Below are 13398 nucleotides of genomic sequence, written 5' to 3'. Positions count from 1 at the left end.
TAAAAAAAGTGGATCTACCACTTTTTTAAATCATTTAGCACGAACTCTAACGGATTACTGTTAAAAATATCAATCCATGTACTTTCAGTTTGATGCTTAAACCAGGTAATTTGACGCTTTGCCAATCTTCGGGTGTTTTTCTTAATGGATTCCTGAACTTCATCTAACGTACTATTCCCCTGGAAATAATCTACGAACTCTCGATACCCTATCGATTGCATGCTTTGCATCGTGAATAACTCAGGATACTTCGAATAAAGTTCAGTCACTTCTTCCAAAAGTCCTTGTTGCATCATTATATCAACACGCGCATTTATTAGGTCATAAAGTCTTGAACGCTCCCCTTGCAAGAAATAGATTCTAGCATCATAAAGACGTGTTTTTCCCCTATTCTCATTAACATCCGCTTTGGTCAAATTCGCACTCTTGACCATTTGTAAAGATCGAATAAGACGCTTTCGATTGTTGACATGAATTTTTTCTGCAGTAACTGGATCAATTTCTAATAGTTCATTCAGTAAATCTTGGTTGGATAACGTTTCATCAATTTGAGGAAGGTGAACCTCCTCATTAAATCTATAATCATTAAGCAATGCATTAATATAGAGCCCTGTTCCACCTACCACAATTGGTGTTTTACCTCTACTTAATATTAAGTCAATCGCTTCTCGTGCTTCTTTTTGAAAACGTGCAACATGATATGCGTCCGTAATGGAAACAATATCAATGAGATGGTGCGAAATTCCATCTTGTTCCTTTTCGGTTGGTTTTGCACTGCCAATATTGAGTTCTTTATAAACAGCAACGGAGTCGGCACTTATAATTTCTCCATTAAGTTCTTTGGCTAATGAAACTGCCAAGCTCGATTTTCCGGATGCTGTTACACCGGCAATGACGATAACTTTTTTCATCGTTTAAACTCCTTGATGAGTTGTTTATGCTCAACTGTAATAAATGTTGGTCGACCATGTGGACAATGAAAGGGTTGATCACACGCTCTCAGTTGTCGCACCAACTCCGTCATCTCATCCATAGACATATATTCATTAAATCGAACTGAAGAATGACATGCTAACGTAGCCAAAACATTTCGTCGTAAGTCTTCTTCACGAATTGTTCGTTCATCTTCAAACATATCCAAAACTTCATGTATAAACTCCGAAACGATTTTTTCCTCGATCCATAAAGGTGTACTTCTTAATACAAATGCATCATCACCAAACACTTCCAACTCAAGTTGAAATTCTTTAAGAATCTGATTAATCTCGTGAACACGACCAATAATTGGCTTACGTCCTTCGATTATTAGAGGTATTAAAAAATCTTGTGTAGGGTTGTTTTGATTTAACATTTTATTTTGATAATATTCATACCGTACACGCTCCATTGCAGCATGCTGATCAATGATATACAGGCCTTGATCGCCTTGAGCTAAAATATAACATCCACTCATTTGTGATAAGACGGTAAGGGGTTCGATTCTTTCAGATACCTCCAAAGGTTCAATTTCTCGGGGTTTAAAGTCTGAAAGTGGCAATGATTCAGGCAGATAATCAGGAACATAGACTTTTTTGGGTTCTTCAATCAACGGTTCAAAACGTGGTAGTGGTTCACCAAGCAGGTCTTCTTTTATATCTGTTTGAACGGGTGGTTGCGTGGGAAAGGTAATGCGTTGTGGACGCATATGTTGATCTAAAATTGATGAAAAACAGTCCTGAATCAGTTCCACAAGAACATTATCTTTTGATAAACGAATTTCCCACTTGCTTGGATGTACGTTCACATCCACTAATTGAGGATCAACGTGAATATTCATCACAACAATTGGGTAGCGATCAGTAGGCATATGACGGCGATAACCATCAACGATTGCTTTTTGAATCTTAGGGAATCGAATCATACGATTATTAATATAAAGCCAAATTGAATATCGGTTTGCGCGATTATGTTGAGGGAGCGCCATAATTCCATCAATTTTGAAATCGTAATTTTCAGCATTAAAAAGTTTCGTGTCTTGAGTCACTTGAGCACCATAAACACGATGAAAAACATCCGCTATATCATTCCGGCCATAACTTCTAAAACTTATTTTACTTTCGTTATAAAGGGTAAATGATATGTGTGGATTTCCCATAGCAAACTTTTGAATTGTATCAAGGATGATTGATGTTTCATAATGGATGTTTTTGATGTGCTTCAACCTTGCAGGGGTTTTAAGGAATAGACTTGAAACAGATATGGTTGTTCCTTGATTGCGAGCTGCTCGCTCTTTAACCTTTTTTACTCCATTATCAATAATAATGCGATGACCTTCAGTACCGTCATTTGATAACGCTTCAACATGACTTACTGAAGCAATCGATGGTAATGCTTCACCCCTAAATCCAAAAGAAGCAATCGCATTAAGATCGAGGACACTTTTAATTTTTGATGTTGAGTGACGTTCAAATGCTTGTGATAAATCATCACCGCCCATTCCATCACCATTATCACTGACCTCAATAAGGCCCATCCCACCTTCAACAATACGCACCTCAATACTTGTAGCATTCGCATCAATTGAATTTTCTACAAGTTCTTTAATAATACCCGCAGGACGTTCTACAACCTCTCCAGCAGCAATCATATTCGTTAGATGTGTATCCAGTACTTTTATTTTATTCATCGCCTTTGTCCTCAATGATTGATTTTAATTCAGAAAGAACCATGAGTGCTTCAATTGGTGTTAATTGGTTAACATCAAGGCTCTGCAATTTATTTTTTACGACACTATATCCCTGCGGTTCTACTTCTACCGTAACAACCTTAGAATCAATATCTAAACGGCTTTTGGACAATTCAAGAACCTCTAAATTGTGTTTAGCACGTTCAATGATACTTTGAGGTAAATGAGCCAAACGCGCTACATTAATCCCATACGACTTATCCGCACGGCCATCAATGACTTTATAGAGGAACGTCACTTCATCGTTTTCTTCATGTACTTCCACATGAATATTTTTAATCCCCTCATACATCGATTCTAACGTCACTAATTCATGATAATGCGTTGAGAAAATTGTGCGACTTTGAATTGAATTATTGATATACTCGATAATTGCCTGAGCTAGTGCCATTCCGTCATATGTTGACGTTCCTCGTCCAATTTCATCAAAAAGCACTAAGGAATGTTTGGTAGCACGCGAAAGTGCTGCTTGAGCCTCCATCATTTCAACCATAAATGTTGACTGTCCCATTAAAATATCATCACTTGCACCCATTCTTGTAAAGATTTGGTCTACAAGGCTGAGTGTCATGCTTTCACACGGAACATAACATCCAATTTGCGCCAAAATAACATTAAGTGCGACCATTCTCATATAGGTACTTTTACCACCCATATTGGGTCCCGTTAAGATTAGAGTATTACGGGTTGCATTCATTAATACATCACTTGCAATATACTGGTGATCTTTTAATGTTGATTCTAAAACTGGATGCTTTCCGTTTTTAATATCTAACTCACTCCCGGATACAAATTCTGGACGTTGATAACCTGGTAAAGCAGACACTTCTGAAAGTGAGAGCAAAGCGTCCATGAGCGCTATCGATGATCCAATATTATGGATTTCCGTTGAAAATTGTGAAATATATTGAGTAACAGAATCAAACAACTCATGTTCAATTTCTAAAATACGTTCACTGGCTTGGCTTGTTTTTAATTCATATTCTTGTAATGCTTCACTAGTGTATCGTTCAGCATTTGTTAAGGTTTGCTTTCGAATATAACCAAACTCTTCACGAACATTCTCAATTTGGCCTTTACTAATTTCAATGTAATATCCAAAAGCACGGGTATAACCAACTTTTAAGTTCTTAATGCCCGTTCTTTCGCGTTGTTCCGCCTCAAAATTAACAAGCCATTTCTTCCCATTTTTTGATAACTCTAAAAGTTCATCAAGTTCAGAATGAATCCCTTGTTTGAAGGTTCTCCCTTCTTTAAGTGCAACCGGCGCATCGTCTAAAATATGTGTATCAAGTACTTGATACGCATCCTGAAGAGGGTTGATCTGCATAAAGTTAAAACAGTCAATACCGTCCACTACTTCTTGTATTCGTTTGAAGGTACCGAGTGTTTTTTTAAGACGCACAAGATCCTGTGCATTATGCTTTGCGGTTGATAAGCGTGCAATAACGCGATGAATGTCATAAGTTTCTTTTAAACATTGAGAAAGTGCATCCGCAAGAAGATAATCTTCGATAAGTGTCTCAATTTGAATGTGTCGCTTATTGATGGAATCAACGCTCACCAATGGTTGCATCAACATTTCTTTAAGTGCGCGTGCTCCCATGTTTGTTTTAGTATGATTAATAAAGTGGAATAGGGATAATTCTTTTCCCTTTTGATGGTCAATGAGTTCGAGATTCGTCATTGTAGCATAATCCATACGTAAATATGCTTCATCATTAAGCACTACAACTTCTGATAAATGATTCAAACTACGCTTATGTGTATAAATGAGGTATTGAATTAACCGTGCTTGTGTTTTACAAATTGTTGGATCTTGATGTTGAACATCTTCTGCTAAGTCTTCTTGATACGAAATATAGATTTCGGTTTTACTTTTAATTTCATTTAGAATTTTAGAATCAAAATGTTCAGAAACAACAATTTCTTTTACTTGAAATTGTTGGAGTACTTTAATAATTTCAACAAAATCATTCATGACACGAATTGCACGTAGATTTCCTGAAACGATATCGCAACTGACAATCGTTGCATACACTAAATCGAGCGTTATTGAAGCAATTTCGCGCGTTTCGTTATCATCCATTTCAAAATATGTTCCTGGCGTTACAATCTCAACGACATCACGCTTAACAATCCCTTTTGCGTTTTTAGGATCTTCAACTTGTTCCACAATTGCTACTTTGTACCCTGCGGACACTAATTTTTGAATATAACCTTGCGCCGCATGATGTGGAACACCACACATTGGGGCCTTTTGATCCTTTCCAGCTGAACGCGCTGTTAAAACAAGATCCAAGACTTTTGATGCTGTGATAGCATCTTCAAAGAACAATTCATAGAAGTCTCCCAAGCGATAAAACACCAACGCATCATTGGTGTTTTTCTTTATGTCCATATATTGTTGTAACATTGGTGTTAATGTTGCTTGTGTCATTCTTCAGCATCCTCTTCCGCTTTAGGAAGTGCATCAAGATGACGATTTACCGCACGTTGCAACATATACGATGAGGATCCTACAGAAAGTGTAAAACCTTGTCGAGTCTCAACGATACGAGTAACCCCTTGTCGGTGTAATCCTGAAACATTTAATTCATCACGATCACGGAGCGCAACATGGATATGCGTTGGTGTGCTTGAAATCGCTTCAATATTTTCAAGGCCTCCCAATCGTTCAATAAAATCATTAACACGTTCTTTTTTACTTCCAATATTTAAGACATCAATTGCCATTCTACTATAGTAGAAACGGGTCATCGCAAAGTAAATAATAAATGTAATAATACCAACTAATAGAATAATCATAATTTTATCAAACATTACTGTATTTCTCATAAGACCAATAAAATCGATAAGGTTTCCCGGTGTTGCACTTGTCAACGTTCCCAAATACGAGAAGCCTACGGTTGCTCCAAATCCAACAAGAATCGCATAAATAAATGCGGTCATAAAGAGATGGAAGAAATATAGAATTGGACTTGTTAAAAGCATTAACAACTCAACTGGGAAGATAATTCCCCCGAGCATTGATGTTAGAATTACAATAACGAAGAGTGAAATGTTTTTCTTTAAAACTTTTTTATTGGAGATTGTTGAAACAACTGCAAGCAGATAACCTGGAATCGCAAATAGATTAAGCACATAGTATGCACTCGTATAGCGTCCAGCACCACTAATCATATTTAGACCCTCTTTAAGTTGAGCCGTCCAAATATTGGCATCCCTACAAACGTTTCGCCTCAATATTCATCCAGGATCCCCCAAGAGATCCAAGCCATATTTCTTGATGCATCATCGTTTGAATGTTCCCAAGTGTTAGAAGTCGTTCTAACCCTCCGTATGCAAAAAGACTCATCGGATTATGAGAATCTGAAGATATAAATTTCAATGCATTGTAGATACCATCCACAAACATAAGCCATCCATATGCAAAAAGCGCCCCTACGATTGCAGATCCAATAATTGCATTCACTAATTTAAGTGTATCTTTATCTAAATAAGAAACTTGGGAGAAACCAGTTGTTTCTTTATGGCTTCGATAACAATATCGAACCACAAGGAGTACGGCTAAGAAGCCAAAAATTCCTGTTTTAAACAAACCATATGATTCGTTTCCAATTGTAATGTTTAAAATGTCTGAATACGCAGCTTTTGGTGATGTTGTTGGTGACAACAGCGTCATCACAACTAAGAACACTAAATATGAAATAAATCCTGTAACCACGACATTGGTTTCATCATTTCGATGCGTTAACAATTTAATAAAAACATACAGTGGAAAATATGATAAAATGATACCACCAGCATACAACAACAATTTCGATGCTGTAACAAATAGTGGACTGTTAAATTTAAATATCATTACGATATATGGGTTTGCTATGATAGAACCGATTGTAATCAAGAAACAACCCAAGAATAATGATTTCAATGGGAGTTGTAACTGTTCATAATATGTCTGAAGACGATTCATTTTGAGCACCTCTAACTTTTCCATTCTATTATACACTATTACATTCATTCGCAAAAGGAGGCACGATGAACAAATTTATAAATGAAAGCAAACGACACTTCACCCTTGATGTAACTTTAATTGTCTTACTCTTTGCACTCTTTGGAATAAGTCTTGTGGCAATTCATCTTGCAGCACCACTTATGAACCAAGATGGGGGCGTCAATTTAGTAATAAAACAAATTAGCTGGATTGTCGTAGGTCTTGGAGTCGTTGCTTTTCTACTCAAAATCGGCGTCGATCGTATCTTCACTGCAGTAGATATTGCCTATTGGATTTTAATGGTATGTCTACTCGGTCTTGTTATAGCACGTGTTCTATCTTCTCGATTCGGTATTCACATACCCTTCGCTGCAGAAATAAATGGGACGCATGCTTGGTATTCTATTCCGGGTATTGGTTCCTTCCAACCGAGTGAATTTATGAAAATCGTACTCGTAATTAAAACCGCCAATACTATTCATGAACATAATACATTGAAAACTGAATATTCATTTAAAAGTGATTTTGAATTAATCTATAAAATGATTAAATATGTTCTTCCACCCTTTATCTTGATATTTCTACAACCTGATACTGGGGTTCCAATTGTTATTCTTGTCAGCCTCGCTACGATGTTCTTCCTATCTGGTGTTCGACGCGAATGGATCATTGTTATTGTTGGTCTTGCACTTGGACTGCTACTGGGTATTGTTTGGCTTTATTACAATAATCAAGAGTTACTCAATACCATTTTGGGTGGTGGTGCAACGCATTATCGTCTCACCCGTTTCTATGGTTGGCTCGATTATGAGAAGTATCCTCAAACATATGGATACCAACTCTTCCAAGCACTGTTATCACTTGGTACTGCAGGTCTTACAGGTCATCCCTTAGGATCTGTAATTGCTCAGTTCCCAGAACCTCAAACTGACTTTATTTTCGCCGTTATTTCGCAAAACTTTGGGTTTCTCGGTGCATCTTTAGTTGTTATCTTATCATTTGCCTTTGATATAAAACTTGTGATAAATACACTAAGAAGTAATTTATCTAAAGAACGATATATGATGATGGGAATCATTGGAATGATTGTGTTCCAGGATTTACAGAATATCGGTATGATTCTAGGCATCCTGCCAATTACCGGAATTACCTTACCCTTTATATCTTATGGAGGATCATCTCTTGTTTCCTATATGATACCCATTGCTGTCGCACTGCATATGTACAGCGAAACCATTAATTTACACAAACACTAAAAAAGAAGGAAGGACTTTAGGGTCACTCCTTCTTTTCTTTTTAAAATAAAGCATTCAATCGTTGAATATGCGGAATATCATTAAACCGCGCAAAACGCATCACTTTTGGATAGCTGGAAATTCTAATCTCATGAATACCATCTAAATGCTTATGAAGGTGATCATAACATAATAATGCATGATCGAATGAATCACTTTTTAGAATGATTTTAGAGTCCGGTTTCATAATCAAAGGCGAATCCAAACTGCGTGCATATCGATGATGAATTCCAGATATTTCGGTTAGTTGTAGTAAATCTAATCCTGGGAAAATAACGGCACCACCGATGGAACGATTATATGCAGTCGAACCATATTGCCCAGAGATACAAACACCATTCCCTCTAAATGTCTCGAAATAACAATCATCAATGTAAATATCTAACGCTTGTGTTTTAACGATGTTTTCAACACGTATTTCATTTAGTGCACAGACTTGGATTTCACGCGTATCGTTTATACAGAGTGCTTCAAGAATCCGTTTTTCTTCAATCACGGGTTCATTATGGATTACGTCTTTTATAAATTGATCCACACAATCTTTAGTATAGTCTGTGGAAAAACCCAACGTTCCCGAATGAATTCCAACGAAGGCTACATCGTCAATAATGTGAATCCAGTCATGAAACGCTTTTAAAAGTGTTCCATCTCCACCAACACAAATAATGAGTTCAGGATTCTGGTCATCAAATATAAAATTATTTTTCACAAGAGCATCGCGAATCTTCATGCAGATCCCTTGTGACGCAGCATCACCACGTTGAACAAGTGTAAAACGTTTCATAATCCACTTCCTTTTCCTTTAGACTTATTGTACCATAGATGTATGAAACAACATCTCGAAATTGAATATAAAACTCAACTCACCCAGGACGAATTTAACCATATTTTGAATTCGTTCCCTTTTAAAGATCCTAAGTATCAAGAAAATACATACTATGATACACCGAAAGGTTCTTTATTTAAACAACACTCCATGTGCCGTATACGCACAATTGGTAGTATTCATGAGTTCACATTAAAAGTACCTCAAGAAGAAGGTGTATTGGAATACGAGGTTATTTTAAATGAAAAGTCACTTATGGATGAACGCATTATTGATTTTTTAAATGAAAAAGACATTGACGTAAATACGATGGAGGTCATCGCATTCAGTAATACAGTCCGCTATGAATACTCTGACATCTATGGTGTTTGGTGTTTAGATTATACCCGTTTTTTAAATAATTCCGATTATGAACTGGAATATGAACTTCATGAAAGCAATGAAAAAGCGTACCCGCACTACCTTGATACGCTTCAATTATTGGGGATTCAATATAAACCTTCAAAACCTAAATATCTACGAGCTCTAGATTCATCTGCTGAATAAGATCCTTGTATGATTGTGATGCTGTTTGATTTTTAATGCATAAAGAAATTGAGAACTTGAAATCTTCAAGTTCTTTTTTTATTACCCAGGAAATACCAAGCAAGGGATATATTTGATTCTTAAGGGATGAACAGGGCAATGATATGGATGCAGTTTTGTTTCCATAATAGGTATATCCAATCGGTCCGATTTTATACTTTTCTTGATTGGTAGAAATCATCGACTCCTGAATAAGCGTCCACTCCGTCCGAATGCTTGATAGGATATCTCTTAGACGTTGATGCTCGAGATCTTGAATAATGTCACGTTCGCTTAATTCATGTTTATGGACTTTGGTAAACCACTCATCCAGCCCAATTTCTAATCCTTTGTTTAGAAGATTCAATACGGTATTTTGGTCATCATCCTCAAGATAAGTAAATGATTCTAAACGTTTGGTAAGTTTAAAATCTACTTCATGGAGATAGATTGGTGCAGCAAAGAACTTGAGATCTTCGAGTTCGATGCTCTGAATTTGCTTTGGCACTTCATGATCTTTAGTACGGTTCAAAATTGCTTCTTCAAACATTTCAAATGAAGTATAGCCATTCATGGTTCCATACTGATCCCATGTTCGTTTTACACTCATGGTGCGCACTGTTTTTGCGCGACCATAACCAATAATCCCCTTTTCTTTCGTTTGAGGATGGATATAACGCCTGTCTAAGAAAAAAAGTAAGTCGCCAACATCAAACCGCTCAAAGCCTTTAAGACTGAGTCTCCAAAAATTTACGGTTTGATTTCCATTAATTCGATGATATTCAATCATCTTTTCATCGGAAATATATGCTATTGAGCTCATATGGACCTCCTATTTAACTTTACTGCGACCCTCAAAAGCTTTCATCAATGTCATATCATCTGCGTAGTCTAAATGACCACCAATTGGTAATCCAAAAGCTAAACGTGAAACATCTGCTTGATCTTCTAATTTTTTCGCCAGATAAAGCGATGTCATTTCCCCTTCAACGGTAGCATTGATCGCTAATATAACTTCAGTTACGTTTTCATCAACACGATTAATGAGTGACTGAATATTCAAATTCTCTGGAAGAATCCCTTTTTGAGTAGAGATTAATCCCCCTAAGACATGATAAACACCGTGATATTCATTCATTTTTTCGATTGAAAATGCTTCCTTTGCTGTTGCGACAACGCAAATGATTGAACGATTACGCGTTTCATCTTGGCATATTTGACAAACCGCCTCATCCGCGAGGTTATGGCAAACTTTACATGATTGAATTTCATGCCGTGCGGTACTCAAATCTTGTGAGAATTTATCCACATCTTCTGGTTTTTGATCTAAAATGCTGAGTGCATAACGCTCAGCCGTCTTTTGTCCAACCCCAGGCAGCATCATAAACGATTCAATTAATTTTTCTAGTTTTTTAGGATACATTTATTGACAACCTCACGATTCTATAATCTCTACGATTCCCCCAAACAGTTCTTTTACTTTTTCTAAGCTTTCATCTTTTTGTTCAACTTCATCTTCTTGAGATTGATCGTTAAACGGTTTTGCTTCTATTGGTTCTGGTAAATTGTTGTTCTTTGAAAGATCTAGAAATTTAGAAACAGCTTCTGCGTACATTTCTTGTGTAATGGCTAAAATTTGCTTTGATCCACCAAAAAGAACTTTTGAGAAATGATAAAGTTCGCTTTGATTTCGTATTGCTGCCACTTCTCGAACCGCTGCGTCATTGACGAGTGCAATAACAACAAAGAAATTACTGCTTAATACCAGTTTCCCACCACTTATAAGTCTACTTGCGCGTGCCCACGTTAAATCAACCTTATAGCGATCAATTGCTTGATATGAGGCATCGTCTTGGATACGAATTGCTTTATCAGCCGTTACCATATACTGAACAACTTCATCTACTGTTAGAAGTGCATCCGGCTGGTCATTTGGCTCTGTAATAAAGACTTCTGTATCAATTTGAATTTCTTCTTCAATAATCTCATCTTCAATCATTTCTTCCGGATTATTTGTTTCGAAAATAATTGGTTCATGAGTCGACTCGTTTGACTTAGGAACATCGTTGTGTGATGTCTTTCTCTGCTTATTACCATGTTCTAATCGATAGATTTCTTCAGCTGTCATTGCTTCTTGGTTTTGTTGATTCAAATTCACATTATTTTTTTTATGATTAAATGAATTAAAAACATCCACCATAGCGAATTCAAAATATGTTGATTGATTTTGAGAAAATTTCATTTTATCCATATAACCTAATAGTTTGTCAATCACTTGCAATCGTTCTTGAACCTGTAACGACTTCGCAAGATATTGGATAAACATTAAACTATTTTCGTTGACAAGCGTTTCAGAATTTGTATGTGAATAGATAATTGAATCTTTTAATCCACTAATGAGATCCATCATCAAGCGATCAATATTAACACTCTTCTCACTCATCATTGCAATTTGATTCACAAGCGTTTCCATATTTTGTTCCTGAATGCTATTGAATAAACGAATCTTATCTTGGTCTGTAATGATACCATTGGTATCATTAATTTGTGCTACCGTAATCTGATCATCTGCTAGAACAATCGCTTGTTCTAGAATCGTTAATGCATTTCTTAAACCACCGCCAGATAAACTTGCAATAAGTTTCGAAACTCCTTGTTCAGCTTCTACATCTTCTTTTTCAAGGACATAATCCAATCGCTTCGCAATATCCACTTCGCCAATACGATTAAAATCGTAGCGTTGACAGCGCGAAATTATTGTAGGCAACACTTTATGTATTTCTGTTGTCGCTAATATAAATACAACATGACTTGGTGGCTCTTCTAATGTCTTAAGAAGTGCATTAAAAGCACCTTGTGAAAGCATATGAACCTCATCGATGATGTAGACTTTATATTTTCCGAGAATCGGTGTATATTTCACTTTTTCAATAAGACCACGAATCTCATCAACACCATTGTTACTTGCGGCATCAATTTCAATGAGATCTGGATGCGTTCCATCCGCTACAGCCTTACAATTGTCACAAGTTCCACAAATTACTTGATCAGGATTCTCACAATTGACTGCCCGCGCAAATAATTTCGCTATCGATGTTTTTCCTGTTCCACGTGGACCACAAAAAAGATATGCATGTGATATCTTATCTTTAGTAATTGAATTTTTTAAAACATGAACGACATGTTCTTGCCCCACAACTTCGTCAAGATGTGAAGGTCTATATTTACGATATAACGATTGATACGACATATTATCACCTTTATCTCATTATATCATGGAGGACCTTATATTGATATTCTGTTTTACAATCTATATAATGTATTTAAGGTGGATGACTATGGAAAACAATACTAAGAAAAAGAAAAAATTTAATTTATTTGGTTTTTTAGGAATCATGATGATCCTCGCTGGATTAGGAATAATCATTTACGATGTCGGTTCTTCTTACCTTGAACGCGAAGCGCTCAAACGAGAATTACAAGACTTTCTAAATGCTCCCCTACCTCAAGATGATTCTGATGGTCCTTCAAAACAAGAGACGGATAAATGGGGCTCGATCGAGATTGAAAAACTTGATATCAACCATTTGATTGTGAAATCAAACGACTGGGGTTATCTCAACCGTTATGTTGTAGCTTGGAATCGTTCAATTGACCCGCCTGGAGAAGGAAACTTCTCGATAGCAGGACATAATGGACGTTGTGCAAGCTGTGTCTTCCGTGATTTCGAAAAAATCGAAAAAGGCGATACAATTAAATTGCATCGAAAAGAAGATAATACAACTTATATCTATAAAGTCTATGACAACTTTGAAGTACCTTATACGGATACTTCTGTACTGAATGACGATGAATCACGTGGTGCAACACTTACACTTGTGACTTGTACCGAAGCGAACGATTACAGCGTTAACCGTACAATAATCAAAGCAGAGCTTGAAAGCTCTGAACCAACTCGTTAAACATATAAAAACACCGTTTCCTGGAACTA

General features: G+C 36.5%; 12 protein-coding genes. 3 read left to right on the top strand and 9 right to left on the bottom strand.

The window, feature by feature from the left end; all coding sequences use genetic code 11:
- Nucleotides 1–14: 14 nt before the first annotated feature.
- Genes miaA through EEI45_RS08845 form a run of 5 tightly spaced genes read right to left on the bottom strand, consistent with a single transcriptional unit; the run spans nt 15 to nt 6725 of the window.
- Nucleotides 15–911, bottom strand: coding sequence for a tRNA (adenosine(37)-N6)-dimethylallyltransferase MiaA (gene miaA / locus EEI45_RS01490; RefSeq protein ID WP_125163859.1), 897 nt, complete (start codon nt 909–911; stop codon nt 15–17).
- Nucleotides 908–2665 carry a DNA mismatch repair endonuclease MutL gene (mutL, locus tag EEI45_RS01485; RefSeq protein ID WP_125163858.1) on the bottom strand — a complete coding sequence of 586 codons (1758 nt, stop codon included), beginning with the start codon at nt 2663–2665 and terminating at the stop codon, nt 908–910. The genes miaA and mutL overlap by 4 nt, the downstream gene beginning before the upstream one ends.
- Nucleotides 2658–5165 (bottom strand): DNA mismatch repair protein MutS, encoded by a 2508-nt coding sequence (gene mutS / locus EEI45_RS01480; RefSeq protein ID WP_125163857.1) that lies wholly within the window; start codon nt 5163–5165, stop codon nt 2658–2660. Before mutS ends, mutL begins: the two co-directional genes overlap by 8 nt.
- The gene (locus tag EEI45_RS08850) at nt 5162–5908 is read right to left on the bottom strand and encodes a hypothetical protein (RefSeq protein ID WP_228410438.1); all 747 of its coding nucleotides are present in this window, start codon (nt 5906–5908) and stop codon (nt 5162–5164) included. The genes mutS and EEI45_RS08850 overlap by 4 nt, the downstream gene beginning before the upstream one ends.
- Before the next feature lie 43 nt (nt 5909–5951).
- Nucleotides 5952–6725 (bottom strand): hypothetical protein, encoded by a 774-nt coding sequence (locus EEI45_RS08845; RefSeq protein WP_228410437.1) that lies wholly within the window; start codon nt 6723–6725, stop codon nt 5952–5954.
- Between the two features lie 41 nt (nt 6726–6766).
- Here EEI45_RS08845 and EEI45_RS01470 point away from each other — a divergent pair, with 41 nt between their 5' ends.
- On the top strand, nt 6767–7978 hold the full coding sequence (locus EEI45_RS01470; RefSeq protein WP_125163856.1) for an FtsW/RodA/SpoVE family cell cycle protein: 1212 nt from the start codon (nt 6767–6769) through the stop codon (nt 7976–7978).
- 40 nt (nt 7979–8018) lie between these two features.
- Here EEI45_RS01470 and EEI45_RS01465 read toward each other — a convergent pair whose 3' ends face one another.
- Nucleotides 8019–8801, bottom strand: coding sequence for an NAD kinase (locus tag EEI45_RS01465; RefSeq protein WP_125163855.1), 783 nt, complete (start codon nt 8799–8801; stop codon nt 8019–8021).
- A 42-nt stretch (nt 8802–8843) separates the two neighbouring features.
- Between EEI45_RS01465 and EEI45_RS01460 the strand changes: the two genes are divergently transcribed.
- On the top strand, nt 8844–9389 hold the full coding sequence (locus tag EEI45_RS01460; protein ID WP_125163854.1) for a CYTH domain-containing protein: 546 nt from the start codon (nt 8844–8846) through the stop codon (nt 9387–9389).
- On the opposite strand, the gene EEI45_RS01455 is transcribed toward EEI45_RS01460, so the two are convergent.
- Genes EEI45_RS01455 through dnaX form a run of 3 tightly spaced genes read right to left on the bottom strand, consistent with a single transcriptional unit; the run spans nt 9352 to nt 12657 of the window.
- On the bottom strand, nt 9352–10230 hold the full coding sequence (locus tag EEI45_RS01455; protein ID WP_125163853.1) for a hypothetical protein: 879 nt from the start codon (nt 10228–10230) through the stop codon (nt 9352–9354). The genes EEI45_RS01460 and EEI45_RS01455 overlap by 38 nt on opposite strands.
- Before the next feature lie 9 nt (nt 10231–10239).
- Complete coding sequence (recR, locus tag EEI45_RS01450) at nt 10240–10830, bottom strand: recombination mediator RecR (protein ID WP_125163852.1); 591 nt, start codon at nt 10828–10830, stop codon at nt 10240–10242.
- Nucleotides 10831–10842: 12 nt separating this feature from the next.
- A complete protein-coding gene (gene dnaX / locus EEI45_RS01445; RefSeq protein WP_125163851.1) occupies nt 10843–12657 on the bottom strand; it encodes a DNA polymerase III subunit gamma/tau in 1815 nt (604 codons plus the stop codon).
- A gap of 88 nt (nt 12658–12745) precedes the next feature.
- Between dnaX and EEI45_RS01440 the strand changes: the two genes are divergently transcribed.
- Complete coding sequence (locus EEI45_RS01440) at nt 12746–13369, top strand: sortase (RefSeq protein ID WP_125163850.1); 624 nt, start codon at nt 12746–12748, stop codon at nt 13367–13369.
- The last annotated feature ends 29 nt before the right edge of the window (nt 13370–13398 follow it).

The organism is Erysipelothrix piscisicarius (assembly GCF_003931795.1).
Taxonomy (GTDB): domain Bacteria; phylum Bacillota_I; class Bacilli_A; order Erysipelotrichales; family Erysipelotrichaceae; genus Erysipelothrix; species Erysipelothrix piscisicarius.
This window is presented reverse-complemented; position numbering and strand designations above follow the sequence as displayed.

Coding starts and splice junctions, on each gene's coding strand:
- dnaX (WP_125163851.1), bottom strand. CDS start 12,657: ATGTCGTATCAATCGTTATATCGTAAATATAGACCTTCACATCTTGAC.
- EEI45_RS01455 (WP_125163853.1), bottom strand. CDS start 10,230: ATGAGCTCAATAGCATATATTTCCGATGAAAAGATGATTGAATATCAT.
- EEI45_RS08850 (WP_228410438.1), bottom strand. CDS start 5,908: ATGATTAGTGGTGCTGGACGCTATACGAGTGCATACTATGTGCTTAAT.
- EEI45_RS01460 (WP_125163854.1), top strand. CDS start 8,844: ATGAAACAACATCTCGAAATTGAATATAAAACTCAACTCACCCAGGAC.
- mutS (WP_125163857.1), bottom strand. CDS start 5,165: ATGACACAAGCAACATTAACACCAATGTTACAACAATATATGGACATA.
- EEI45_RS01470 (WP_125163856.1), top strand. CDS start 6,767: ATGAACAAATTTATAAATGAAAGCAAACGACACTTCACCCTTGATGTA.
- EEI45_RS01465 (WP_125163855.1), bottom strand. CDS start 8,801: ATGAAACGTTTTACACTTGTTCAACGTGGTGATGCTGCGTCACAAGGG.
- miaA (WP_125163859.1), bottom strand. CDS start 911: ATGAAAAAAGTTATCGTCATTGCCGGTGTAACAGCATCCGGAAAATCG.
- EEI45_RS08845 (WP_228410437.1), bottom strand. CDS start 6,725: ATGGAAAAGTTAGAGGTGCTCAAAATGAATCGTCTTCAGACATATTAT.
- EEI45_RS01440 (WP_125163850.1), top strand. CDS start 12,746: ATGGAAAACAATACTAAGAAAAAGAAAAAATTTAATTTATTTGGTTTT.
- mutL (WP_125163858.1), bottom strand. CDS start 2,665: ATGAATAAAATAAAAGTACTGGATACACATCTAACGAATATGATTGCT.
- recR (WP_125163852.1), bottom strand. CDS start 10,830: ATGTATCCTAAAAAACTAGAAAAATTAATTGAATCGTTTATGATGCTG.